This window comes from Pseudomonas sp. 22072 (genome assembly GCF_052046095.1).
In the GTDB taxonomy this organism is placed as follows: domain Bacteria; phylum Pseudomonadota; class Gammaproteobacteria; order Pseudomonadales; family Pseudomonadaceae; genus Aquipseudomonas; species Aquipseudomonas paracarnis.
In genome coordinates, this window is the sequence record NZ_JBQEQE010000003.1 from 45314 (window position 1) to 68218 (window position 22905).

Genomic DNA, 22905 nt, shown 5'->3' on the forward strand with positions numbered 1-22905 from the left:
GTCTAAACATGGCATTTCGCCCTCTCACAGCCCGCGCGCCCGGCGCGTTGCTCCGCGAAGCCAAACCGCTGAAAGCTATCTTCGGCCAGGCGCAACGCTTGGGCCATCTGCAACGCCTGCTGGAAAGCCAACTGCAGCCGGCCGCCCGGGAACATTGTCACGTCGCCTCCTGGCGTGAAGGCAACCTGCTATTAATTGTCACCGATGGGCATTGGGCCACCCGCTTGCGCTACCAACAGAAGCGCTTGCAGCGCCAGTTGATGGCGTTCGACGAATTTGCCAATTTGACGCGCATTCAGTTCAAGGTACAGCCACCCACCGTGCCGCAAGGCGCAGTGGGGCATACCATGGACCTGTCGGAAACGGCCGCCGAAACCCTTCAGGCCACTGCTGAAGGGATCAACGACCCGGGGTTGCGCGCTGCCCTGGAACGGCTGGCCGCCCATGCCCGGCCCAAAGCCTGAAGCGCTATTTGCGTTTGCTGCCGCCCAGCAACGAACCCAGCAACCCCCGCACCAACTGGCGCCCCATCTGATTGGCGGCCTGCTGCATGGCTGATTTCAACGCCTTGCCCGCCGTGGTCCCCAGGAATGCACCCGCCTTGTCGGTGAAGCTCGGCTCTTCGGCGGCCGGAGCAGCCTGCTCGGCAGGCCCAAGCTCCTTGCGGGCCATCAGCACCTCATAGGCAGACTCACGATCCACTGGTTTGTCATAGCGCCCCAACAGCGGCGAACTGGCAACCAACGCTTTACGTTCGGCTTCGGTGAGCGGCCCGATCCGCGATTGCGGGGGAGCAACCAGTACGCGCTGGACGACTTCCGGCGTGCCCTTTTCCTGCAAGGTTCCCACCAATGCCTCACCAGTGCCCAATTCTGTAAGCACTGACAAGGTATCGAATGTCGGGTTGGGCCGAAAACCGTCCGCCACCGCTCGCAGGGATTTCTGCTCTTTGGCGGTGAATGCGCGCAAACCGTGCTGGATGCGCAGGCCCAGTTGCGCCAGTACCGTATCCGGCAGGTCGCCCGGCGACTGGGTGACGAAGTACACGCCAACCCCTTTGGAACGGATCAGGCGCACCACTTGCTCCAGGCGCTCCTGCAAGGCTTTTGGCGTATCGGCGAACAACAAGTGCGCTTCATCGAAAAACAACGCCAGCAACGGTTTGTCGGCATCGCCGCGTTCCGGCAATTGTTCGAACAACTCTGCCAGCAGCCATAACAGGAAGGTCGCGTAGACCTTCGGCGCTTCATGCACCAGGCGGCTGGCGTCCAGCAGGTGGATGCGCCCACGCCCATCACTGGCGGGCTGCAAAATATCCTCCAGTTGCAGGGCCGGCTCGCCAAACAGGGCTTCGGCGCCCTGCTGCTCCAGCACCGCCAGGCGTCGCAACAAGGCCTGGCTGGAACCGGTGGTCATCAAGGCGGCGTCTTCGCCCAGCAGTTCCGGGTGATAGCGCAGGTGATTGAGCAGTGCCTTGAGGTCCTTGAGGTCCAGCAGCAACAGGCCTTCGCGGTCGGCCACTTTGAACGCCGCATAGAGCGCCGACTGCTGGCTGTCGGTGAGTTCCAACAGGCTGCCGAGCAAGAGCGGGCCCATTTCACTGATGGTGGTGCGCAACGGATGACCGGATTGGCCGTGGATATCCCACAGGGTGACCGGGTACGCCTGGGCCGTGTAATCAAGGAAGGGCATACCGGCGATGCGCTCGGCCACTTTGCCCTGGGGGTTGGCGGCGGCGCCCAGGCCGCAGAGGTCGCCTTTGATGTCGGCAGCGAACACCGCCACGCCCGCATCACTGAAGGCTTCCGCCAGGCGCTGCAAGGTGACGGTCTTGCCGGTGCCGGTGGCGCCGGCGATCAACCCATGACGGTTGGCCAGGCGCATGGACTGGGCGATGGGCTGGCCGTCAGGGCCTGCACCGATAAGCAGTTGTGTGGAGTCAGGCATTTCGTCACCTATGGTTAATCTTTAGTGCCGCGAGGTCGATATAGACGGATGTAAGCCCGACAAAGACTAAAAAACGGTCAGATAATTCCGATACGGACCAACGGAGCTATCACCAGAAATACCACACCTTTTTTAACGCTGCCATTTCGCGCCTCCCGCATTGGATGCGCCTCGGATATTAAGACCTTAGCGGACCCTTCAAGCCATGAACAAAAATCTGCGCTTCAGCCACAAGATCCTGCTTGCAGCCTCCCTTATCGTCATCGCCGCCTTTGCGTTGTTTACCCTCTACAACGACTATCTGCAGCGCAACGCGATTCGCGACGACCTCAACAACTATCTGCACGAGATGGGCGACGTTACCGCCAGCAACATCCAGACCTGGCTCACCGGACGTATCGCCCTGGTGGAAAACGCCGCACAGAACATCGCCGTCAACCCTGAAAAAACCGTCGTCGCCAGCCTGCTGGAGCAGAAAGCGCTGACTTCGTCATTCATGGCGACCTACGTCGGTGACAGCCAGGGCACGTTCACCATCCGCCCTGACACCAAGATGCCCGACGGCTTCGACCCGCGTGTTCGCCCCTGGTACAAGGGCGCCCAGGCCAGTAATGGCTCGACCCTGACCGAACCCTATATCGACGCGGCGACCGGGCAACTGATCATCTCCGTTGCCACGCCCAGTACCAAGGGCGGCCAGAGCATCGGCGTAGTCGGCGGCGACCTGAGCCTGCAGACCCTGGTGGACAACATCGGCGCGCTGGATTTTGGCGGCATGGGCTATGCGTTCCTGGTCAGCGCCGACGGCAAAGTGCTGGTGCACCCCGATAAAGCCCTGGTGATGAAGACCCTGTCGGACGTTTATCCAAAAGACACGCCGAAGATCAGCGGCGACTTCAGCGAAGTGCAAGCCAATGGCAAGACCAATATCGTGACGTTCACACCGATCAAGGGCCTGCCATCGGTGAACTGGTACCTGGGCGTTTCGGTGGACAAGGACAAGTCTTTCGCCATGCTCAGTGAGTTCCGCACCTCGGCGGTGATCGCCACGATCATCGCGGTGGTGATCATCATCGCCCTGCTCGGCATGCTGATCCGCGTCTTGCTGCAACCTTTGCACCTGATGACCCGCGCCATGCAAGACATTGCCGACGGTGAAGGCGACCTGACTCGCCGCCTGACCATCCAGAACAATGATGAATTCGGCACCTTGGGCAATGCTTTCAACCGCTTCGTCGAGCGCATTCATACCTCGATTCGCGAAGTGTCTTCAGCCACCGAGCACGTCAATGAAGTAGCCCTGCGGGTGGTCAGCGCCTCCAACTCGTCGATGGTCAACTCTGACGAACAGGCCAACCGCACCAACAGTGTCGCTGCCGCCATCAATCAACTGGGGGCCGCAGCCCAGGAGATCGCACGCAACGCCGCCCAAGCCTCCAGTCAGGCCAGCGACGCCAGGCACTTGGCCGAAGACGGCCAGCAGGTGGTTGAACGCAATATCAAGGCGATGACGCAGTTATCCAGCATGATCAGCACCTCAAGCACCAATATCGAAGCACTTAACAGCAAAACGGTGAATATCGGCCAGATTCTTGAGGTGATCACCAGCATTTCCCAGCAAACCAATCTGCTGGCGCTCAATGCGGCGATCGAAGCGGCGCGCGCCGGGGAAGCCGGGCGTGGCTTTGCGGTCGTGGCCGATGAAGTGCGCAACCTCGCTCATCGCACTCAGGAGTCGGCGCAACAGGTGCAGACGATGATCGAAGAGCTACAGGTGGGTGCCCGGGACTCGGTGACTACCATGAGCGAAAGCCAACGCCACAGCCTGGACAGCGTGGAAATCGCCAACCTGGCAGGCGAGCGCCTGAACAGCGTGACCCAGCGCATTGGCGAGATCGACGGCATGAACCAGTCGGTCGCCACCGCAACGGAAGAACAAACCTCGGTGGTGGAGTCGATCAATATGGACATCACCGAGATCAACACCCTCAACCAGGAAGGGGTGGAAAACCTGCAATCGACCCTGCGCGCCTGCTCGGACCTGGAACAACAGGCCTCGCGCTTGAAGCAATTGGTGGGCAGCTTCCGGATCTGAGGTGCCCCCACCTTAATCCACCTGTAGGAGCGAGCTTGCTCGCGAAAAACGTCAACGATAACGCGGGCTGCCTGAAGAAACGCGGAGTCTGTGAGTTTTTCGCGAGCAAGCTCGCTCCTACAGCGTGCGTTTGTCCACTCCCGCCACCGTCATGCTGCGAATCTAAACCGAACATCTATCCTTACCTCAGGTCCATCTAGGGAGAGCAATGGATCGGAGGGATGTTCATCGTGCATATCGCTGACATAACCATGTTCTACGCCCCGGCCAGCGGTGGCGTACGCACTTACCTTGACGCCAAGCACCGGCGTCTGGCGCTCAAGCCGGGCATTCGCCATAGCCTGTTGATTCCTGGCGCACACTTGAGCGAGCAGGACGGCATCTTCAAAGTACCGGCGCCCGCCCTGCCCTTCGGCAAAGGCTATCGCTTCCCCCTTCGTTTGGCGCCTTGGCGAAATGTCCTGCACGATTTACAGCCCGACCTGATCGAAGTTGGCGACCCTTACCTGACCGCCTGGGCCGCGCTGGATGCCCGACGCCAATTGGATGTGCCGGTCATCGGCTTTTACCACTCCGACCTGCCACTGCTGGTGAGCAACCGCATGGGGCCTTGGTTTACCCCCAATGTTGAAGCCTATGTGCGCAAACTCTATGGGAATTTTGACCGAGTGCTCGCCCCCAGCCAGGTAATGGCCGACAAGCTCATCGGGCTTGGCGTCAGAAATGTCTTCGTACAACCCCTGGGCGTAGACCTGCAAACCTTCACCCCTGAGGTACGTGACCCCGGCCTGCGCGCCGAACTGGGGATTGGCGAAGACACTCGGCTACTGATCTTCGCCGGGCGCGGCTCCAAGGAGAAAAACCTGCCGGTGCTGCTCAACTGCATGAAACGCCTGGGGGAAGGCTACCACTTGCTGCTGGTGGGCTCCGGCATGCCGGCCAGCGTGCCAGACAATGTCACCGTGATTGACGGATTCCGGCCCGCCCAACATGTCGCTCGGCTGATGGCCAGCGCCGACGCCTTACTGCATGGTGGCGACCAGGAGACCTTCGGCCTGGTGATCCTGGAAGCCATGGCCTGCGGTATTCCAGTGGTCGCCGTGGCGGCCGGGGCCTTTACCGAGATTGTCGACGAGCGTTGTGGCCTGCTGTGCGCGCCAAACAACCCCAAGGCCATGGCCGAGGCGGTGCGCGAGCTGTTCAGTACCGACAGCCGACGCCTGGGTGCTCAGGCTCGGCGCCATGTCGAGCAGCATTATGCGTGGGACACGGTAGTCGACAGCCTGCTGGGGCATTACTGCGCCGTGCTGGGCAGCCATGAACCGATGCTCGCCCATGGCTGAGCGCGCGCTGATGCTGGTACTGCACGACGTGGCTCCGCACACCTGGGCCGACTACCGGCCGTTCGTCGAGGCCGTCGATGCACTGGGCCGCGTGCCCATCACTTGGCTGGTGGTGCCAGACTTCCATCACCATGACGACTTGGCCGCCCACCGCGATTTTCGGCGCCTGCTCGACAGCCGTGTCGCCAAGGGCGATGAGCTCACCTTGCACGGTTACTACCATTGCGACGACCAACCTCGGCCGCGTACGCCAAAAGAATGGTTTATGCGACGCATCTATACCCACGAAGGCGAGTTTTACCAGCTGTCCGAAGCCGAGGCGCTGCGGCGGTTGACCGCCGGCATTGAGGTATTTGAGCGCAATGGCTGGCCGCTGCATGGCTTTGTTGCGCCCGCCTGGTTGATGAGCGACGGCACCCGGCAGGCATTGCGCCAGTTGCCGCTGAGCTACACCAGCGACCCACAACATCTTTATCGCCTGCCGGACTTCACGCCTATCAACGCCCCCGGCCTGGTGTGGAGCGCCCGCAGTGCCTGGCGCCGGGGATTGTCCAAAATCCTCAGTGATCGCCGTGAACAGCGGTGGCAGGAGGCCCCGCTGATCCGACTGGGTTTGCACCCGGTGGACATGCGCCACAGGTTTTCCCGCGATTATTGGCTAGACACCCTGCAACGCCTGCTCAACACGGGGCGCGTCCCCCAAACCAAGGCCGCCTGGCTGGCGACGCAGCCATGGGCCGACTGATCTGGTTAGTGTTGGCGCTCTTGGTGGCGCTGGTGATCCCATTGTGGCTGGGCGGCGGCGAAAGCATTGCGCGCCTGCGCCAGTTTCCCTTGCCCCAGTTACTGGGGATGTTCGCCATGATCATTGGCTGCTGGCTGATCAACAGCCTGCGTATCCGCCTACTGCTTGGCGAGCATCGCGGCGAGTTAGGCCCGCTTAAAAGCCTTGGCGTGGTGATATCCACCGAGTTCGCCATGTGTGCAACACCCGGCGGCAGCGGCGGGCCGTTGACCCTGATGGCCCTGCTGGCACGCAATGGCATCCGCCCCGCCCAAGGCAGCGCGGTGTTTGCCATGGACCAGTTGAGCGACCTAGTGTTTTTTCTCTGCGCACTGGTGGGGATCTTGCTATATGCGCTATTCCATAGCCTCAGCCCGCGTCTGGAGTGGTTGCTGGGGCTCAGCGCCGTGTCGATGGTGGGTGGGGTAATCAGTGGCTGGGCCGTGGTGCATTTTCACCGACGGCTGATTCGCCTGGCGGGTTTGGCACTCAAGGCCATGAAGGTCAGTGCTACCACCCGCCGACGCTGGGCACGCCGGTTGCTGCGTTTTCTTGCGGCGTTCAGCGCCACCCTGAAACTACCCCGGAGCACCTTGCTTGGGGTCTTTGCGCTGACCAGCCTGCATTGGCTGCTGCGTTACAGCGTGCTGTACCTGGCGCTGCGCGGGTTGGGGGGCGAGGTGCAGTGGGCCTGGAGCTTTCTGATCCAGATGTTATCCCTGACTGCCGGGCAGTTCAGCCTGGCGCCAGGCGGGGCCGGCGCTGCGGAGTTGACGTCAGCGGCACTGCTGGCGCCCATGGTGGGCACATCCACAGCGGCTGCGGCGATTCTGATCTGGCGCGCGGTGACCTACTACTTCTATTTGCTGGCCGGTGCGCCAGTGTTTCTATTGATGGTCGGCAAACCGCTGCTCAAGCGTCTTTTTCAGGGGCGGCAGGCTGCTCATCCTGCGCCTGTGTCTGTTCCCATAAACGCGCCGCGCCTGGAAAATCAGTACCATCCTCGGCATCCAGCGCGTCCGGGTCGTAACGACTCAAACAGCCCTCGCCCAAGGTAGCAGGCGCCCGTGAGGTGGCTTTATCGAGCGGGTCGCTCATGGGAATCTCCTGAAACAGAAATAAAAAAGGGCCTGGAGAGTTTTACCTCCAGGCCCCGGTGTCTTTCAATCAAAACCGCTGGGTCAGAAGACCACGGTCTTGTTGCCGTGCACCAACACGCGATCTTCCAGGTGGTAGCGCAAGCCACGGGCCAACACCATCTTCTCGACATCACGGCCGAAACGCACCATGTCTTCAATACTGTCGCTGTGGCTGACGCGCACCACGTCCTGCTCGATGATCGGGCCGGCGTCCAGCTCTTCGGTCACGTAGTGGCAGGTTGCACCAATCAGCTTCACGCCACGCAGGGAAGCCTGGTGATAAGGCTTGGCACCAACAAAGGACGGCAAGAAGCTGTGGTGGATGTTGATCACCTTGCCAGCGTATTCGCGGCACAGCTCCGGTGGCAGGATCTGCATGTAGCGCGCCAGCACCACTACATCCGCGTCATGCTGCTTGACCAGGCGCGACACTTCGGCGAATGCCGGCTCCTTGTCCTGTGGGTTGACCGGCACATGGTAATAAGGGATGCCATGCCATTCGACCATGCTGCGCAGGTCGTCATGGTTGGAGATCACGCAGGCAATCTCGCAATCGAGTTCGTCGCTGTGCCAGCGGTGCAGCAGGTCTGCCAGGCAGTGGGATTCGCGGCTGGCCATCAGCACCACGCGTTTCTTCTGCTCTGTATCGGTGATGTGCCAGGTCATCGAAAACTCTTCGGCAATCGGCGCAAACGCCTCGCGGAAGGCTTCCAGGCCAAAGGGCAACGTATCGGCACGGATTTCGTGACGCATGAAAAACCAACCACTGAGATCGTCCGAGTGATGGCTCGCCTCGGTGATCCAGCCATTATGGGAAGCCAGAAAGTTACTGACCTTGGCAACGATGCCAACCCGGTCCGGGCAAGCAATCACCAGCCGAAAAGTGCGCATTAGGGGGAAACTCCAGAACTTCACAAAGGCCGCTATTCTAGCGATTACGCAGAAAAACTGCAGTATTCCCTTGCACCTTATCTTGAGGCATGGCCGTGGTAACACCCCTTAATCGTGTAAGGTTTTACCAGCGCTATATGACGATACAACGGCATGCTCAGGCCAGTAGCAAAAAATTAAGGTGATTATCTTTTGCGCATAACGCTCACTAATTAACTCATCGGCCAGGTTTTCTCCCACACATTCAATGTCATTCGCCTAAATACCGTCTTAAATGTTTACTTGATGAAATTGCCTGACTATTATTAGGCCACTCACCCTGTCAATCAGCGTTCTACATAAGGTAGTCCACATGTCACTGATCAACGAATACCGCGCCACCGAAGAAGCTATCAAAGAGCTGCAAGCCCGTTTGAAGAACCTGTCCGAAGACGACAAGCTGAAAACCGAGCTGGAATTCGAAGGCAAATTGCGCACCCTGATGGGTGAATACTCCAAATCCCTGCGTGACATCATCGCGCTGCTGGATCCAGAGTCGAAAGTTAAAGCACCGCGTGGCGCTGTGAAAACTACCGGCACCAAGCGTGCTCGCAAGGTCAAGCAGTACAAAAACCCGCACAACGGCGAAGTAATTGAAACCAAAGGTGGCAACCACAAAACTCTGAAAGAGTGGAAAGCCAAGTGGGGCGGTGACGTAGTTGAAGGTTGGGCAACCCTGCTGGGCTAAGCCCGGTCGGACGTTCACCCGATACGTCACACATGAAAAACGCCAGCTTGCTGGCGTTTTTTATTGTCTGAATATTCTGTAGTTATGCGCCTACAGATTCAGGCGCGCCGCTAAGGAATCCACATAGTCCTGCCATTGCGCCAGTACCTGGCACTGAAACGATGTAGCACTAACCGCCAACTCCTCACGCGCCTGCTTAAATGCCAAGAGGGTATTCGGCGCCCCCCACTGTGCATCCGACAAACGTTGCTGACAGAAAAGTTTCCAGCGTTGTTGCTCCTCATTGTTCAAGGTTTCAGGAAAGTTACGCGCCCGGTAGCGAAATAATAATTCCGGCAAACGATGATCATCGAACGGCCACTGCTGACGGGCTAATTGCGCGGGCTCTGCCATGCGAACTTGCTCACATAAACGGCGGTCACGGTCACCAATAAAACCCTCGTAGAGCTGCTGCTCCGGGTCCGAGTTTGACGCAAAGTCTTCCTCGGCATAAATGGCCGCTAACTTGTCCCGCCAAACTTCCTGTGCGTCAGTTAGCCGCAGCGCCCGCGCGAGGCAAGCTTCCTTATCCAATTGAAGGCGCTCGAGGTCTTGAGGGCGCAGCACCTTCAACGGCGCAACCACCGGGCAGCGGTTGATATGCAGCAACTTGAGCGGAACCGGCAGTTCACCTTCGGCTAGCTCATCGCGGCGCGTGTAAAGACGCTGACGCAGCGTCGTCGCATCCAGGTCCAACAGCCCTTGTGGATCGAGCCCCAGGTCACAGACGATCAAGGCATTGCGATTGCGCGGGTGCCAGGCCAGGGGCAAGACCACGCCCAGATAATGGCGCTCGGCGGAAAAACGCCCCGAGATATGCACCATCGGTTGCAGCAACCGCACCTGATCCATGACCCGCTGCTTGCTGCGCAATTGAAACAACCATTCATACAACTTCGGTTGTTTCTCCCGGACCAACCGCGCCAGGGCGATGGTTGCACGCACATCCGACAACGCATCATGGGCCTGGCCATGGTCGATGCCGTTGGCCTCGGTCAAGCGTTCGAGCTTGAGGGTCACACGCCCGTCCTGCTCGGGCCAGTTGATCCCCTCCGGCCGCAGGGCGTAGGCAGTGCGCATCACATCGATCAAGTCCCACCGGCTGTTGCCGCCCTGCCACTCGCGCGCATACGGGTCGAAAAAATTGCGGTACAGACTGTAGCGCGTCATTTCATCGTCGAATCGCAGGGTGTTGTAGCCGGCGCCGCAGGTACCTGGCGCGGCCAGTTCGGCGTGCACCCGAGTCATGAAATCGGCTTCGGCAAGGCCCTTCTCGGCGAGGACACCCGGCGTGATGCCCGTGATCGCGCACGCTGCCGGGTGAGGCAGGATATCGTCGCTGGGCTGGCAATAAAGATTGATCGGCGCACCGATCTCATTGAGCTCAAGGTCGGTGCGGATCCCGGCTACCTGGAGCGGGCGATCGTTGCGCGGGTTGATGCCAGTGGTTTCATAGTCGTACCAGAAAATCGAGGTCACGGGCTATTCCTGTGCTGAAGATCGACAAAGTCTAGGCGCTGCAAGGCGTTGGGAGCCAGCGATACCTGACTGTATAAATATCCAGAAAACCCTCGAATGGTTGCTTCCAGCGTCGACACTGCTAGCATCCGTGTCTCTCAAGTCGCCTCGCACTGCCAAGGATCGCAATGCCATCAACGCCTTTGGATACCCACTATCAGATAGAAACGCCGGAGGGCATCGACCTGCCCCTGCGTCCTGCTGGCCTGCCCTCTCGGGCATTGGCCTTTGCATTCGACCTGGGCGCGCGAGGGATCATCATGGGGATCCTGCTAGTGCCGCTGGCGCTGCTCGGCAATGTGGGGATCGGGCTGGGTTCGCTGCTGCTGTTCGTGGTGAGCTGGTGGTACATGGTGTTGTTCGAAGTGCTCAACCACGGCTGCTCGCCGGGCAAGCAGGTCATGGGCCTGCGCGTGGTACAGGATGACGGCACGCCCATTGGCTGGTCGGCATCATTGATCCGCAACCTGCTGCGTTTTGTCGACATGCTGCCCTTCGGTTATTTCCTCGGCGCGATCAGTTGCCTGCAGCATCCGCACTTCAAGCGGCTCGGCGACCTGGCCGCAGGCACACTGGTGGTCTACCGCGAGCTGCCGCTGGTGCGCCCGAGCATCCCTCAAGCACCCGCCCTGCGCCTGTCATTCGCACTGGAGCTGAGCGAACAGCGGGCCATCCTCGGTTTCGCCGAACGCCAGGCGGAACTCTCGGCCGAACGGGTGCATGAACTGGCCGCCATCCTCGCAGGGCCCCTGCAGGTGCCTGCACCGCGTGCCGTGGAGCAACTCAACGGTGTAGCCCGTGGTTTGTTGGGGCCGACATGAAGCAAAGCCTTTTTGAAAGCCGCCACCAGCATCAATGGCAAACCTTCGCCGAGCAGTTGAAGCAACTGGAGCAAGGTAAAGCCAAGGCCGCCGATGTCGCCGACTTCCCGCATCAATATCGACGCCTGTGCCAACATCTGGCCCTGGCTCAGCAGCGCGGCTACAGCAGTTACCTGGTCGATCCGTTGCAACAGCTGGCATTGCGCGGCCATCAACAACTGTATCGTCATCGCAGCCAACTGACGGCAAACATACTGGCGTTTCTTCTCGCCGACTTCCCACGCCTGGTACGCGAACAATGGCGCTTCGTGCTGATCGCCGGCCTGCTGTTCTTTGGCAGCCTGGTAGGGATCGCCCTGCTGGTGTACCTGTTCCCCGACCTGGTCTACAGCATCATCAGCCCCCAGCAGGTGGCCGAGATGCAGGGCATGTACAACCCCGATGCCAACCGCCTGGGCCGCGCTGCCGAGCGTGCCGCCAGCGAAGACTGGATGATGTTTGGCTATTACGTGATGCACAACATCGGCATCGCCTTCCAGACCTTTGCTGCCGGCCTGTTGTTTGGCCTGGGCAGTGTGTTCTTCCTGATTTTCAACGGTTTGGTCATAGGTGCGGTCTCCGGGCACCTTACCGACATTGGCTATGGCCAGACCTTCTGGTCGTTTGTCATTGGTCACGGCGCATTCGAGTTGAGCGCCATCACACTGGCCGGTGCCGCAGGCTTGCAACTGGGCTGGTCACTGGTCGCCCCCGGGCGCTTGGCGCGCAGCGAAGCCCTGCGCCTGGCCGCGCGCAAAAGCGTAAGGATGCTCTGTGGTGTCATGGTGTTCCTGTTGATCGCCGCCTTTATCGAAGCCTACTGGTCCTCAACCACTCGCATTGAGCCCTGGATCAAGTACGCGGTAGGCGCCGCCCTCTGGCTGCTGGTGGCCGCTTACCTGACCCTGGCCGGGCGGAGTCGCCATGCGCCTGACTGACGCCAGCGTAGTCATTCGCCCGCGCACTTCCTGGGAAGCCATGGACTTGGGTGTGCTGATGGCCCGGGAACACCGTTTCTTGCTGATGAGCAGTTGGGCGCTGGTGAGCCTTCCGATATTCAGCCTGTTGACGGTGCTGCTCTGGAGTTACCCGTCTCTGGTCATGTTCCTGTTCTGGTGGCTCAAGCCGGCCTTCGACCGCTTGCCGCTGTACATTCTTTCCCAGGCCCTGTTTGCTGAGCCCCCCAGCCTCAAACAGGCCGTTCGCCATTGGCCGCAGTTGCTCAAAGGGCAACTGTTCGCCAGCCTGACCTGGCGGCGGCTGAGCATGAGTCGCAGCTTCACCCTGCCCGTCAGCCAACTGGAAGGCCTGGACGGTGACGCACGTCAACGACGCCTTGGGGTGTTGCTGCAACGTAACGCTGGCGCCGCACGCTGGCTGACGACGATCGGCGTACACCTGGAAATCGGTCTATGGTTTGGCGGCATGGCCCTGTTCTATCTCTTCATCCCGCAACAGGTTGAACTGGACTGGGACTGGCAACGACTGGTATTGGCATCAGGCTCGGACGTGCTTTGGCTTGAGCACCTGAGCAATGCTTTCTATGCCCTGGTCCTGGTGTTCTGGGAACCCATCTACGTCGCCTGTGGCTTCAGCCTGTACCTCAACCGCCGCACGGTGCTGGAGGCCTGGGACCTGGAACTGGTATTCCGTCGCCTGCGCCAGCGCCTGAACAACGTTGCACCGCTGTTGTTGCTGGTCGTTGGCCTGGCACTGCTACAAATCAGCCCACCGACCATGGCAGATGAAACCACAGCCCATAAGCCACTTAGTACCCAGGCCGCCAGCCAATCCATCCAGGCATTGCTGGAAAAGCCGCCTTTCAAGAACCCGGAAACCGTCACACGCTATCGGTTTGGCGAAGAAAAAGCGCCGGTTGAAAACAAGGCCAAGGGCGACGGCAAATTACCCGGCTGGCTCCAGGCACTGCTCGACAACCTTAACAGCGACACCTTCAAATACGTCGCCAAAACCTTGGAAATACTGCTCTGGAGCCTTGTGATTGGCGGCCTGGCCCTGGTGTTCTGGCGTTACCGTGAATGGTTGCTCACGTTCGTCAGCCGCCTCGGACCCACTCGCACTACCGCCCCCTCGCCCGTTCCCGCTCGGTTGTTCGGCTTGGAGCTGGGCGCCGAGACATTGCCCGAAGACATCGCCAGTACCGCCGAACAACTATGGCCCACCCAGCCCCGGGAAGCCCTTGGCCTGCTGTATCGCGGGTTGCTCAGCCGGCTGTTGCACGAGTTCGACCTGCCACTGACAAGCGCCGATACCGAGGGGCAGGTGCTGGAGCGCGTTCATCGTTTGCAACAACCGCAATTACTGGCGTTCAGCGACGAACTGACGCGCCACTGGCAAAACCTGGCCTATGGTCACCGTCTGCCGCCCTCTTCAGCCCAACAAAAACTGTGCAGCGACTGGCGTGCTCTTTTCAGTGACGGAGCGAGCCAATGAATCGCGCGCTATTGTGGACAGCGCTGTTGTTGGCGTGCCTGCTGGGTGCGGGCGGCTTATATGCCTGGCACAAAGCAATTCCCTACGACGAAGTGGTTGACCGGGGCCCGTCGCCAGAGGCACGCGCCAACCCTTACCTGGCCGCCGAGCACTTTCTACGCCAGCAAGGCGTGGTTGTGGCGCACGCCAATGGCCTTGAACGACTCGCCGACCTGCCTGCCAAAGGCCATAGCCTGTTGCTGCTGGGGGAGCGCAGCAACATGACCCCGCGCCAGGTCGAACAACTACTGGGCTGGGCAAAAGCCGGTGGCCACCTGCTACTGGTCGCCGAGGCATTATGGGATGAAGACGCCGGCACAAGCGGTGACCTGCTGCTTGATCGCCTCACTATCCGTCAAACCTTGAGCGACACCTTCGACGAACCCGTGCCACCGCGTAAAAAAAACAAGCCGGATCTGACAAAGCTCTACGTCGACAACGAAACCGCCCCGGCGTACTTCAGTTTTGACACCGACTTCAACCTCACCGACCCCAAGCACCTGGCGCAGTTTTCCGCCAACAGCGCCAAGTCCAGCCACCTGATGCAACTTGACCTTGGGCAAGGCCACGTAACGGTGATCACCGACAGCGACCTGTGGAAAACCGCCAATATCGGCAAACATGATAACGCCTGGTTGCTGTGGTACCTGAACCAGGGCACTGACGTCACCCTGCTGTTCAACAGCGACACAGACGATCTGTTTACTCTATTGCTCCGTTATTTCCCCCAGGCCCTCGTCGCCCTGGTTGCGCTGCTTGCTCTGGGGCTGTGGCAGGCAGGCATGCGCCAAGGCCCGATCCAGGCACCGGCTCCCAAGGCGCGTCGCCAGTTGCAGGAACACTTGAAGGCCAGCGCGGACTTCCTATTGCGCCGCAGCGGCCAGGGCACGTTGTTGCAAGCCTTGCGACACGACATTCTGCGCGCAGCCCGACGACGTCATCCCGGGTTCGAACACCTCGATGCGCCAAGGCAACGGCAGGTGCTGGAACACCTTACGCGACAACCCCCTCACATCATCAGCCAGGCGCTTGAGCCCGTTGCGCTGAAGCGGCTCTCCAGCGCCGACTTCAGCCGACAGGTGGCGCACCTGCAAACCCTCAGGAATGCCTTATGAGCGACTCTCCACTGGCCACCACCCTGACCGCCGAAAAGCTTCAGCACGCCAGCCAGCAGGCCCAGGCGCTGCGCGTGGAGTTGCGCAAGGCCGTGATTGGCCAGGACCTTGTGATTGACGACGTGCTCACCGCCCTGATCGCAGGCGGCCACGTATTGCTGGAAGGCGTGCCTGGCCTGGGCAAGACCCTGCTGGTACGCGCCCTGGCCCGCTGCTTTGGCGGTGATTTCGCCCGTATCCAGTTCACCCCGGACCTGATGCCCAGCGATGTCACCGGCCACGCCGTTTACGACCTGCAGACCGAACAGTTCAAACTGCGCAAGGGGCCGTTATTCACCCACCTGCTGCTGGCCGACGAGATCAACCGTGCACCGGCCAAGACCCAGGCAGCGCTTCTCGAAGCCATGCAGGAACGCCAAGTGACCCTGGAAGGCGAGGCCTTGCCCATCGGCCAACCCTTCATGGTACTGGCGACCCAGAACCCCATCGAGCAGGAAGGTACCTACCCACTGCCCGAGGCCGAACTGGACCGCTTCATGCTCAAGGTGCGAATGGACTACCCAGATGCTCTACAAGAGCTGGATATGGTCCGCGAAGTGACGCGCTCGTCCAAGGCCGACATGCTGGAGGTACAGCCGTTGCGTACTGTGCTGCAAGCCGAGGACGTAGTAACGATGCAGCAAATTGCCAGTGACCTGCCACTGGATGAACAGGTGCTCGACTATGCCGTACGCCTGGCCCGTGCCACGCGCAGTTGGCCGGGGCTGGCCATCGGTGCCGGCCCCAGGGCCTCCATCGCCCTGGTACGCGGGGCACGTGCCCGTGCGCTGTTGCGCGGTGGCGAATTCGTCACCCCCGACGACATCAAGGGCTGCGCCCTGGCGGTACTGCGTCACCGGGTACGCATCGCACCAGAACTGGACATCGACGGCCTGGAAGTCGACCAGGTGCTCCAGCATTTACTCGACCAGATTGCTGCACCAAGACAATGACGCCATCATGAAACCGACCCGTCTGCTGCTGACCTGGCTGAGCGTTCTGCTCGGCTTGAACACCCTGTTGGGCGCCTCGGCAGCGTTGCAGTTCAAAGTGCCCGCCACCTTGCATTCGGTAGCCTGGGGCCTGCTGCTGGCCCTGCTGCTGCTGGCGATGCTGGATGCTGCACGCTTGCGTCGCCGCCCTTCGGCCCGCGTGTACAGAACATTGCCTGGTAGCCTGGCGCTGGGGCGCTGGGAGGAAGTACGCCTGTGCCTGGAGCACGATTACCCACAACCTCTGACCGTGCAGGTGTTCGATCATGTGCCCGACGGCCTGAATGTGGAGAACCTGCCTCAATCCATTCAACTACGCCCCGGTGAACGCGCTGAGCTGGGCTATCGCGTACGCCCCTTGCGGCGCGGGCACTTCCATTTCAGTCGCTGCGAACTGCTGCTGCCCAGCCCATTGGGGCTGTGGTCGGCACGACGCTGGGTCGAGACTCACGATGCCACTCGTGTTTACCCGGATTTCGCACGTTTATACGGTGCGCAGTTGCGGGGTGTGGATAACTGGCTCAGCCAACTGGGCGTGCGCCAACATCAGCGGCGAGGATTAGGCCTGGAGTTTCATCAACTGCGCGAGTTTCGTGAAGGTGACAGCCTGCGCCAGATCGACTGGAAAGCCACCGCCCGCCAACGAACGCCCATTGCCCGGGAGTACCAGGACGAACGCGACCAGCAAATCGTGTTCATGCTCGATTGCGGCCAGCACATGCGCAGCCAGGATGATGAACTGTCCCATTTTGACCACGCGCTCAATGCCTGCCTGCTGCTGAGCTACGTTGCCTTGAGACAGGGCGATGCCGTAGGGCTGTGCACGTTTGCCAGCGACCAGCCGCGGTACCTGAAGCCGGTCAAGGGCAGTGGCCAATTGAACCTGTTGCTCAATGCGGTCTATGACCTGCAGACCACGCGAAAAACCGCCGACTACCAGGCGGCCGCCAGCCAGTTGTTGGCACGTCAAAAACGCCGGGCACTGGTGATCATCGTCACCAACCTGCGGGATGAGGAGGATGAAGCGCTGATGGCTGCCGTCCAGCGTATCGGCAGGCATCACCGGGTACTGGTGACCAGCCTGAGGGAAGAGGTCCTCGACCAACTACGCCAGGCGCCTGTGCAGACATTGCCCGAAGCGCTGGCTTACAGCGGCACGATCGATTACCTCAACACCCGCAACCAACGCCATGATCGCTTGAGTGCCCATGGGCTGTCGGTGCTCGATACCTTGCCATCGGCGCTGGGTGCCGGGCTGGTCACGCGCTATCTGGAGTGGAAAAAGGCCGGGGTATTCTGAGGATGACTGCGCAGGGGCATGGCCAGGAAACGGCCACGACCCCACGCATAATTCAGACAGAGGCCTGCAAAGGATAAAAGCTGAAGTACTGCAACAGCGCGTTGATCAGGTGCCGGTACTCTTCGGGCGCCTCAAGCACGCTGAACCCAGAGTCGTAATGCTGCGGGGTGACATCCTCGTGACTCCACAAGCAGGTTGCCGTGAGGTCAATTGCCTTGAACTCGCCTTGCGCCACCGGCACTTTCAAGCGTAGCTCGAAATCTACCTCGGTCATCATGGGTAACGAGCTGATCAGCATTAGACCGTTTTCAGACACATTTCCAAGATAGCCGATTGGCTTGTCAGTAATACGATTGAACACCTGCAGAAAATACGGCAGTTGATGCCGCTCGATCCTTCGTTCAGTAAACATGGTGAAGTCGCCATCCAATAGCCAAAAATCTGGCCGTGCCAGTGATTCGGAACAAGCAATCGCTCGCTCTCCCTGGATCTCGGTGTGACAACAGCTACCGCTTGTCACCAAACAGCTGCCGAATCCGGGCATTGCATCCGTTCGAATGGGTACTGCACAAACAGACATTCAAAGAATAGCGCAAGACTGGCGACAGGCCAGCCATGAAGCGACAAATACCCTTACAACGACGCAGGCCTTGGTTTTGCCAGGCCTGCAGCCGGCAGATGCCCCAGTTGCTGCAAGGTATCGAGCCGCGCACGGGCTCGATAGGCGTACTCGCTCGACGGGTAGTGGCCGATGATGAATTGATAGGTCTGTGCGGCATCGACAAACAGTTTCTGGCGTTCCAGGCACTGCCCGCGCAACATCGAAACCTCCGGTTGCACGTAGCGGCGGGTACGGCTCTCGCGATCGACCTGGGACAACTCCAGGGTGACACGCTGGCAATCACCGACCCCATAGGCACGGTAAGCGTTGTTCAAATGGTGGTCCATCGACCAGCGGGTACAGCCGACAACACTGACGGCCAGGGCAGCAACGAGCAAAATTCGCATGGGGTTCTCCTGTCTTGTGCAGTGTATCGACCCCTGGTCGAAAATCTTCAAGGCGTTTGCCCATTCAACCGCAGCCAAAACAAGCCAATCGTCGATAAGTAGTGCAAACGAACAATGACTACAACGAAAGAGCATAGTAGCCTTCCCCAGCGCTTGAACTCAGGAGTCCGTGCATGTCCGTCCGTCGTACCAAAATCGTCGCCACCCTTGGCCCGGCCAGTAACTCGCCGGAAGTCCTCGAACAGCTGATTCTGGCTGGTTTGGACGTCGCCCGTCTGAACTTCTCCCACGGCACCCCGGACGAGCACAAGGCTCGCGCCAAGCTGGTGCGTGACCTCGCCGCCAAGCATGGCCGCTTCGTTGCACTCTTGGGCGACCTGCAAGGCCCGAAAATCCGTATCGCCAAATTCACCAACAAGCGGATCGAGCTGAAGATCGGTGACAAGTTCACCTTCTCCACCAGCCACCCGCTGACCGAAGGCACCCAGGACGTGGTGGGCATCGACTACCCGGACCTGGTCAAGGACTGCGGCGTCGGTGACGAACTGCTGCTGGACGACGGCCGCGTGGTGATGCGCGTCGACACTGCCACACCGACCGAACTGAACTGCACCGTGATCATCGGCGGCCCGCTGTCCGACCACAAAGGCATCAACCGTCGCGGTGGTGGCCTGACGGCGCCGGCCCTGACTGAAAAAGACAAGGCCGACATCAAGCTCGCCGCCGAAATGGAAGTGGACTACCTCGCCGTGTCCTTCCCGCGCGACGCCGCCGACATGGAATACGCCCGTAAGCTGCGCGACGAAGCCGGCGGTACCGCCTGGCTGGTAGCGAAGATCGAACGTGCTGAAGCCGTGGCCGATGATGAAACCCTCGACGGCCTGATCAAGGCCTCCGATGCCGTGATGGTTGCCCGTGGCGACCTGGGCGTTGAAATCGGTGACGCCGAGCTGATCGGTATCCAGAAGAAGATCATCCTGCACGCACGCCGTCACAACAAAGCGGTGATCGTTGCGACCCAGATGATGGAGTCGATGATCCAGAACCCGATGCCGACCCGTGCCGAAGTGTCCGACGTGGCCAACGCCGTACTCGACTACACCGACGCCGTGATGCTCTCGGCTGAAAGTGCCGCCGGCCCTTACCCGCTGGAGGCCGTACAGGCCATGGCGCGTATCTGCGTCGGTGCCGAAAAGCACCCGACCAGCAAGACATCCAGCCATCGCATCGGCAAAGTCTTCGAAAGCTGCGACCAGAGCATCGCCCTGGCTGCCATGTACACCGCCAACCACTTCCCGGGTGTCAAGGCCATCATCGCCTTGACCGAAAGTGGCTACACGCCGTTGATCATGTCGCGTATCCGCTCCTCGGTGCCTATCTACGCGTTCACCCCACACCGCGAAGCCCAGGCCCGCGCGGCCATGTTCCGTGGCGTGTACACCATCCCGTTCGACCCGGCGTCGCTGGCACCGAACGAAGTCAGCCAGAAGGCGATCGACGAGCTGGTCAAACGCGGCGTCGTGGAGAAAGGCGACTGGGTCATCCTGACCAAGGGCGACAGCTACCACACCACCGGTGGCACCAATGGCATGAAGATCCTGCATGTGGGCGACCCGCAGGTCTGAGTGACAGGCTGAAAAACAAAAGCCCCGCCCTGTGAATGGCGGGGCTTTTTGCATTTCAGTGCAGGCAGGCCAGCTCCCACAATAGTTAGACAACTCGGTCTACTGTGGGAGCTGGCTTGCCTGCGATGGCGTCATCAGCACCCGGCGTTAAACTCCGATACCGACTTGAGCAGGCTTTTCATAAAGTGAAAGGGCGGGATAGAAACACATCCGCCAGCAATTGATTACGCGGCAGTCCCGCCAGGAACAAGCGCTTGGAAAAGGCCTCGACGCTGGCAGGGTGCCCGCAAAGCAAGGCCAGGGTATGCCGGGAAACCAGCCGCAGTTGCGCCAATGCCGGCTGCAACTGCGCCGCGGTCCATAGCTCCACGGTCAGGTTCCCATGCCGGGCGGCAAGGGCTGCCAGGGGTTCAGCCAGATAATGACCTTCGGCCTCATGGGCCAGGTGAATCACGCGAATGTCGCCCTGGTGATCCTGGCGCAGCGCCTCGCGCAACACCCCCCACAAGGGCCCCAGGCCAGTACCGGAAGCCAGCAGCCACAACGGCCGCGATTGCCAGTCAGGGTCATAGTGCAGTGCTCCACCCCGCAGTTCACCCAGGCGCAAAGGATCACCGACCTTCAACTGTCGCGCCGCATCGCTGAATGCACCGGGTTGACGGCAGTCGATATGAAACTCCAGGTACGGCTCTTCCTGGGGCAAGCCCGCCAGAGAATAGGGGCGCGCCACCTGCCCCGCCCACAGCACCAGATGCTGCCCGGCGTTGTACCGCAGGGCACGTTCCGGTTGCAGGCGCAGGCGCAGTACCGTCGAACTCAGCCAATCGGCGCCCACCACCTGGGCGGGCAGGCCATCGCGCTGAGGGTCAAACGCTTCGACCTTCAGGTCCGCACTGACCCGGCACTGGCACGCCAGGCGCCAACCTTGCTGGCGCTGCGTCGGGCTCAAGGCTTCGGGCTGCTGGTCGTCAACCTCACCCTCGCAACGCACCAGGCACGCATGGCAACTGCCGGCCCTGCAACTGAAGGGCACGGCCACGCCGGCCTGATTCAAGGCATCCAGCAGGTTGCTGCCGAGGGATACAGACCAGTGGCGTTCGCCGACGTACAGTTCAGGCATATAAAGACTCAATCATAAGGAGCGCGCACAGGGAATCATGCCTGCGACAGTTTGACCATAGTCGGGTGTATCGGCCACCGTGCCGGGTTATACTGCCGCGCCTTTTTAGCGTCGCGCCTGCACCATTCTGGCGTGCCTTGGAAAGATGGCTTCAGCCGACCGATGCAACACTGGCGCCATCTTTATTGAATGTTCCCTTATAGAGGAGCGCGACTCATGACCGTGATCAAGCAAGACGACCTGATTCAGAGCGTTGCCGACGCCCTGCAATTCATTTCCTATTACCACCCCGTTGACTTCATCCAGGCCATGCACGAAGCCTACCTGCGCGAAGAATCGCCGGCAGCCCGTGACTCCATCGCCCAGATCCTGATCAACTCGCGCATGTGCGCCACCGGCCATCGCCCAATCTGCCAGGACACCGGTATCGTCACCGTGTTCGTGCGCGTGGGTATGGACGTGCGTTGGGACGGCGCCACCATGGGCCTGGACGACATGATCAACGAAGGCGTGCGTCGCGCCTACAACCTGCCAGAAAACGTCCTGCGCGCCTCGATCCTCGCCGACCCGGCAGGCGCCCGCAAGAACACCAAGGACAACACCCCCGCGGTCATCCACTACTCCATCGTCCCGGGCAACACCGTGGAAGTGGACGTGGCGGCCAAGGGTGGCGGCTCCGAGAACAAGTCGAAAATGGCCATGCTCAACCCGTCCGACTCGATCGTCGACTGGGTGCTCAAGACTGTTCCGACCATGGGCGCCGGCTGGTGCCCACCGGGCATGCTCGGCATCGGCATCGGCGGTACCGCCGAGAAAGCCGCGGTAATGGCCAAGGAAGTGTTGATGGAGTCCATCGACATCCACGAGCTGAAAAAGCGCGGCCCGCAGAACCGTATCGAAGAAATGCGCCTGGAGCTGTTCGAGAAGGTCAACCAACTGGGCATCGGCGCCCAGGGCCTGGGTGGCCTGACCACCGTGCTCGACGTGAAGATCATGGACTACCCGACGCACGCAGCCTCACTGCCGGTGTGCATGATCCCCAACTGCGCCGCCACCCGTCACGCGCACTTCGTGCTGGACGGCTCGGGCCCGGCGTCGCTGGAAGCGCCACCGTTGGACGCCTACCCGGAAATCGTCTGGGAAGCCGGCCCATCGGCCCGTCGCGTCAACCTCGACACCCTGACCCCGGAAGAAGTGCAGAGCTGGAAGCCGGGCGAAACCGTACTGCTCAACGGCAAGATGCTTACCGGTCGCGACGCGGCGCACAAGCGCATGGTCGAGATGCTGAACAAGGGCGAAACCTTGCCGGTGGACCTCAAGGGCCGCTTTATCTACTACGTCGGCCCGGTTGATCCGGTGCGAGAAGAAGTGGTTGGCCCGGCGGGCCCGACCACCGCGACGCGGATGGACAAGTTCACCCGTCAGATCCTCGAGCAAACCGGCCTGTTGGGCATGATCGGCAAGTCCGAGCGCGGCCCGACCGCCATCGAAGCGATCAAGGACCACAAGGCCGTGTACCTGATGGCCGTGGGCGGCGCCGCTTACCTGGTGGCCCAGGCCATCAAGAAGTCGCGCGTGGTTGCCTTCGCCGAACTGGGTATGGAAGCCATCTACGAGTTCGACGTGAAAGACATGCCGGTCACCGTTGCAGTGGACAGCAAAGGTGAGTCCGTCCACATCACCGGTCCTGCCATCTGGCAGAAAAAGATCAGTGACAGCCTGGCGGTAGAAGTGCAGTAAGCACCTCTTCCAAAAGAATAAAGGCGACTGCGGCCCCATGGCCCAGTCGCCTTTTTTTCTGCCGGGAGCAAGGGGGCTAGCTCCCACACAAGCTCCTTGGTCACAAGATATGAGCTGCCCATGCTATGGT

General features: G+C 60.6%; 20 protein-coding genes and 1 pseudogene. 15 read left to right on the forward strand and 6 right to left on the reverse strand.

Going from position 1 to position 22905, the window contains the following annotated elements; translation table 11 throughout:
• The first annotated feature begins 8 nt into the window (after window positions 1–8).
• A complete protein-coding gene (locus ACTJLA_RS03890) occupies window positions 9–464 on the forward strand; it encodes a DUF721 domain-containing protein (protein ID WP_034128591.1) in 456 nt (151 codons plus the stop codon).
• Between the two features lie 4 nt (window positions 465–468).
• Here ACTJLA_RS03890 and ACTJLA_RS03895 read toward each other — a convergent pair whose 3' ends face one another.
• Window positions 469–1947 carry a helicase HerA-like domain-containing protein gene (locus ACTJLA_RS03895; RefSeq protein WP_054918416.1) on the reverse strand — a complete coding sequence of 493 codons (1479 nt, stop codon included), beginning with the start codon at window positions 1945–1947 and terminating at the stop codon, window positions 469–471.
• 205 nt (window positions 1948–2152) lie between these two features.
• Here ACTJLA_RS03895 and ACTJLA_RS03900 point away from each other — a divergent pair.
• From ACTJLA_RS03900 to ACTJLA_RS03920, 5 genes and pseudogenes are all read left to right on the forward strand, one after another.
• A pseudogene (locus tag ACTJLA_RS03900) lies at window positions 2153–3184 on the forward strand (HAMP domain-containing protein); the annotation flags it as partial.
• A gap of 93 nt (window positions 3185–3277) precedes the next feature.
• Entirely contained in the window at window positions 3278–4042 is a 765-nt protein-coding gene (locus ACTJLA_RS03905; RefSeq protein WP_370694806.1) for a methyl-accepting chemotaxis protein, read from the forward strand.
• 221 nt (window positions 4043–4263) lie between these two features.
• Window positions 4264–5385 carry a glycosyltransferase family 4 protein gene (locus tag ACTJLA_RS03910; protein WP_054898008.1) on the forward strand — a complete coding sequence of 374 codons (1122 nt, stop codon included), beginning with the start codon at window positions 4264–4266 and terminating at the stop codon, window positions 5383–5385.
• Window positions 5378–6130, forward strand: a complete 753-nt coding sequence (locus ACTJLA_RS03915; protein WP_054918409.1) for a DUF2334 domain-containing protein — start codon at window positions 5378–5380, stop codon at window positions 6128–6130. Before ACTJLA_RS03910 ends, ACTJLA_RS03915 begins: the two co-directional genes overlap by 8 nt.
• Complete coding sequence (locus ACTJLA_RS03920) at window positions 6118–7227, forward strand: lysylphosphatidylglycerol synthase transmembrane domain-containing protein (protein WP_054918407.1); 1110 nt, start codon at window positions 6118–6120, stop codon at window positions 7225–7227. The genes ACTJLA_RS03915 and ACTJLA_RS03920 overlap by 13 nt, the downstream gene beginning before the upstream one ends.
• 123 nt (window positions 7228–7350) lie before the next feature.
• On the opposite strand, the gene purU is transcribed toward ACTJLA_RS03920, so the two are convergent.
• Complete coding sequence (purU, locus tag ACTJLA_RS03925) at window positions 7351–8199, reverse strand: formyltetrahydrofolate deformylase (RefSeq protein ID WP_019821236.1); 849 nt, start codon at window positions 8197–8199, stop codon at window positions 7351–7353.
• A 352-nt stretch (window positions 8200–8551) separates the two neighbouring features.
• Between purU and mvaT the strand changes: the two genes are divergently transcribed.
• Complete coding sequence (gene mvaT / locus ACTJLA_RS03930) at window positions 8552–8926, forward strand: histone-like nucleoid-structuring protein MvaT (protein ID WP_019821235.1); 375 nt, start codon at window positions 8552–8554, stop codon at window positions 8924–8926.
• 90 nt (window positions 8927–9016) lie between these two features.
• Here the strand turns inward: mvaT and sbcB are convergent, their stop codons facing one another.
• Complete coding sequence (sbcB, locus tag ACTJLA_RS03935) at window positions 9017–10444, reverse strand: exodeoxyribonuclease I (RefSeq protein WP_054918405.1); 1428 nt, start codon at window positions 10442–10444, stop codon at window positions 9017–9019.
• 167 nt (window positions 10445–10611) lie between these two features.
• Here sbcB and ACTJLA_RS03940 point away from each other — a divergent pair, with 167 nt between their 5' ends.
• From ACTJLA_RS03940 to ACTJLA_RS03965, 6 genes are read left to right on the forward strand one after another with little or no spacing between them, the layout of a single operon-like run.
• A complete protein-coding gene (locus ACTJLA_RS03940; RefSeq protein WP_054918403.1) occupies window positions 10612–11304 on the forward strand; it encodes an RDD family protein in 693 nt (230 codons plus the stop codon).
• Window positions 11301–12281, forward strand: a complete 981-nt coding sequence (locus tag ACTJLA_RS03945; protein WP_034128599.1) for a stage II sporulation protein M — start codon at window positions 11301–11303, stop codon at window positions 12279–12281. The genes ACTJLA_RS03940 and ACTJLA_RS03945 overlap by 4 nt, the downstream gene beginning before the upstream one ends.
• A complete protein-coding gene (locus tag ACTJLA_RS03950; RefSeq protein WP_198862507.1) occupies window positions 12268–13797 on the forward strand; it encodes a DUF4129 domain-containing protein in 1530 nt (509 codons plus the stop codon). Before ACTJLA_RS03945 ends, ACTJLA_RS03950 begins: the two co-directional genes overlap by 14 nt.
• Window positions 13794–14951, forward strand: a complete 1158-nt coding sequence (locus ACTJLA_RS03955) for a DUF4350 domain-containing protein (RefSeq protein ID WP_440840651.1) — start codon at window positions 13794–13796, stop codon at window positions 14949–14951. Before ACTJLA_RS03950 ends, ACTJLA_RS03955 begins: the two co-directional genes overlap by 4 nt.
• Window positions 14948–15943, forward strand: a complete 996-nt coding sequence (locus ACTJLA_RS03960; RefSeq protein WP_440840652.1) for an AAA family ATPase — start codon at window positions 14948–14950, stop codon at window positions 15941–15943. The genes ACTJLA_RS03955 and ACTJLA_RS03960 overlap by 4 nt, the downstream gene beginning before the upstream one ends.
• 7 nt (window positions 15944–15950) lie before the next feature.
• A complete protein-coding gene (locus ACTJLA_RS03965; RefSeq protein WP_054918439.1) occupies window positions 15951–17282 on the forward strand; it encodes a DUF58 domain-containing protein in 1332 nt (443 codons plus the stop codon).
• Between the two features lie 52 nt (window positions 17283–17334).
• Here the strand turns inward: ACTJLA_RS03965 and ACTJLA_RS03970 are convergent, their stop codons facing one another.
• Together ACTJLA_RS03970 and ACTJLA_RS03975 are read right to left on the reverse strand one after the other, a co-directional pair.
• On the reverse strand, window positions 17335–17694 hold the full coding sequence (locus ACTJLA_RS03970; protein ID WP_019821226.1) for a PilZ domain-containing protein: 360 nt from the start codon (window positions 17692–17694) through the stop codon (window positions 17335–17337).
• Window positions 17695–17915: 221 nt separating this feature from the next.
• Window positions 17916–18290 (reverse strand): tetratricopeptide repeat protein, encoded by a 375-nt coding sequence (locus tag ACTJLA_RS03975; protein WP_003193903.1) that lies wholly within the window; start codon window positions 18288–18290, stop codon window positions 17916–17918.
• A gap of 173 nt (window positions 18291–18463) precedes the next feature.
• Between ACTJLA_RS03975 and pyk the strand changes: the two genes are divergently transcribed.
• Window positions 18464–19915 (forward strand): pyruvate kinase, encoded by a 1452-nt coding sequence (gene pyk, locus ACTJLA_RS03980; protein WP_003193904.1) that lies wholly within the window; start codon window positions 18464–18466, stop codon window positions 19913–19915.
• A 178-nt stretch (window positions 19916–20093) separates the two neighbouring features.
• Here pyk and ACTJLA_RS03985 read toward each other — a convergent pair whose 3' ends face one another.
• Entirely contained in the window at window positions 20094–21035 is a 942-nt protein-coding gene (locus ACTJLA_RS03985) for an iron-sulfur-binding ferredoxin reductase (protein ID WP_054897654.1), read from the reverse strand.
• Window positions 21036–21251: 216 nt separating this feature from the next.
• Here ACTJLA_RS03985 and ACTJLA_RS03990 point away from each other — a divergent pair, with 216 nt between their 5' ends.
• Window positions 21252–22775, forward strand: coding sequence for a fumarate hydratase (locus tag ACTJLA_RS03990; RefSeq protein WP_003193907.1), 1524 nt, complete (start codon window positions 21252–21254; stop codon window positions 22773–22775).
• The last annotated feature ends 130 nt before the right edge of the window (window positions 22776–22905 follow it).

Excerpts from the sequence above, each read along its gene's own strand:
- ACTJLA_RS03890 (WP_034128591.1), top strand. The coding sequence starts at position 9 with ATGGCATTTCGCCCTCTCACAGCCCGCGCGCCCGGCGCGTTGCTCCGC.
- ACTJLA_RS03895 (WP_054918416.1), bottom strand. The coding sequence starts at position 1,947 with ATGCCTGACTCCACACAACTGCTTATCGGTGCAGGCCCTGACGGCCAG.
- ACTJLA_RS03905 (WP_370694806.1), top strand. The coding sequence starts at position 3,278 with ATGGTCAACTCTGACGAACAGGCCAACCGCACCAACAGTGTCGCTGCC.
- ACTJLA_RS03910 (WP_054898008.1), top strand. The coding sequence starts at position 4,264 with ATGTTCATCGTGCATATCGCTGACATAACCATGTTCTACGCCCCGGCC.
- ACTJLA_RS03915 (WP_054918409.1), top strand. The coding sequence starts at position 5,378 with ATGGCTGAGCGCGCGCTGATGCTGGTACTGCACGACGTGGCTCCGCAC.
- ACTJLA_RS03920 (WP_054918407.1), top strand. The coding sequence starts at position 6,118 with ATGGGCCGACTGATCTGGTTAGTGTTGGCGCTCTTGGTGGCGCTGGTG.
- purU (WP_019821236.1), bottom strand. The coding sequence starts at position 8,199 with ATGCGCACTTTTCGGCTGGTGATTGCTTGCCCGGACCGGGTTGGCATC.
- mvaT (WP_019821235.1), top strand. The coding sequence starts at position 8,552 with ATGTCACTGATCAACGAATACCGCGCCACCGAAGAAGCTATCAAAGAG.
- ACTJLA_RS03940 (WP_054918403.1), top strand. The coding sequence starts at position 10,612 with ATGCCATCAACGCCTTTGGATACCCACTATCAGATAGAAACGCCGGAG.
- ACTJLA_RS03945 (WP_034128599.1), top strand. The coding sequence starts at position 11,301 with ATGAAGCAAAGCCTTTTTGAAAGCCGCCACCAGCATCAATGGCAAACC.
- ACTJLA_RS03950 (WP_198862507.1), top strand. The coding sequence starts at position 12,268 with ATGCGCCTGACTGACGCCAGCGTAGTCATTCGCCCGCGCACTTCCTGG.
- ACTJLA_RS03955 (WP_440840651.1), top strand. The coding sequence starts at position 13,794 with ATGAATCGCGCGCTATTGTGGACAGCGCTGTTGTTGGCGTGCCTGCTG.
- ACTJLA_RS03960 (WP_440840652.1), top strand. The coding sequence starts at position 14,948 with ATGAGCGACTCTCCACTGGCCACCACCCTGACCGCCGAAAAGCTTCAG.
- ACTJLA_RS03965 (WP_054918439.1), top strand. The coding sequence starts at position 15,951 with ATGAAACCGACCCGTCTGCTGCTGACCTGGCTGAGCGTTCTGCTCGGC.
- ACTJLA_RS03970 (WP_019821226.1), bottom strand. The coding sequence starts at position 17,694 with ATGTTTACTGAACGAAGGATCGAGCGGCATCAACTGCCGTATTTTCTG.
- ACTJLA_RS03975 (WP_003193903.1), bottom strand. The coding sequence starts at position 18,290 with ATGCGAATTTTGCTCGTTGCTGCCCTGGCCGTCAGTGTTGTCGGCTGT.
- pyk (WP_003193904.1), top strand. The coding sequence starts at position 18,464 with ATGTCCGTCCGTCGTACCAAAATCGTCGCCACCCTTGGCCCGGCCAGT.
- ACTJLA_RS03985 (WP_054897654.1), bottom strand. The coding sequence starts at position 21,035 with ATGCCTGAACTGTACGTCGGCGAACGCCACTGGTCTGTATCCCTCGGC.
- ACTJLA_RS03990 (WP_003193907.1), top strand. The coding sequence starts at position 21,252 with ATGACCGTGATCAAGCAAGACGACCTGATTCAGAGCGTTGCCGACGCC.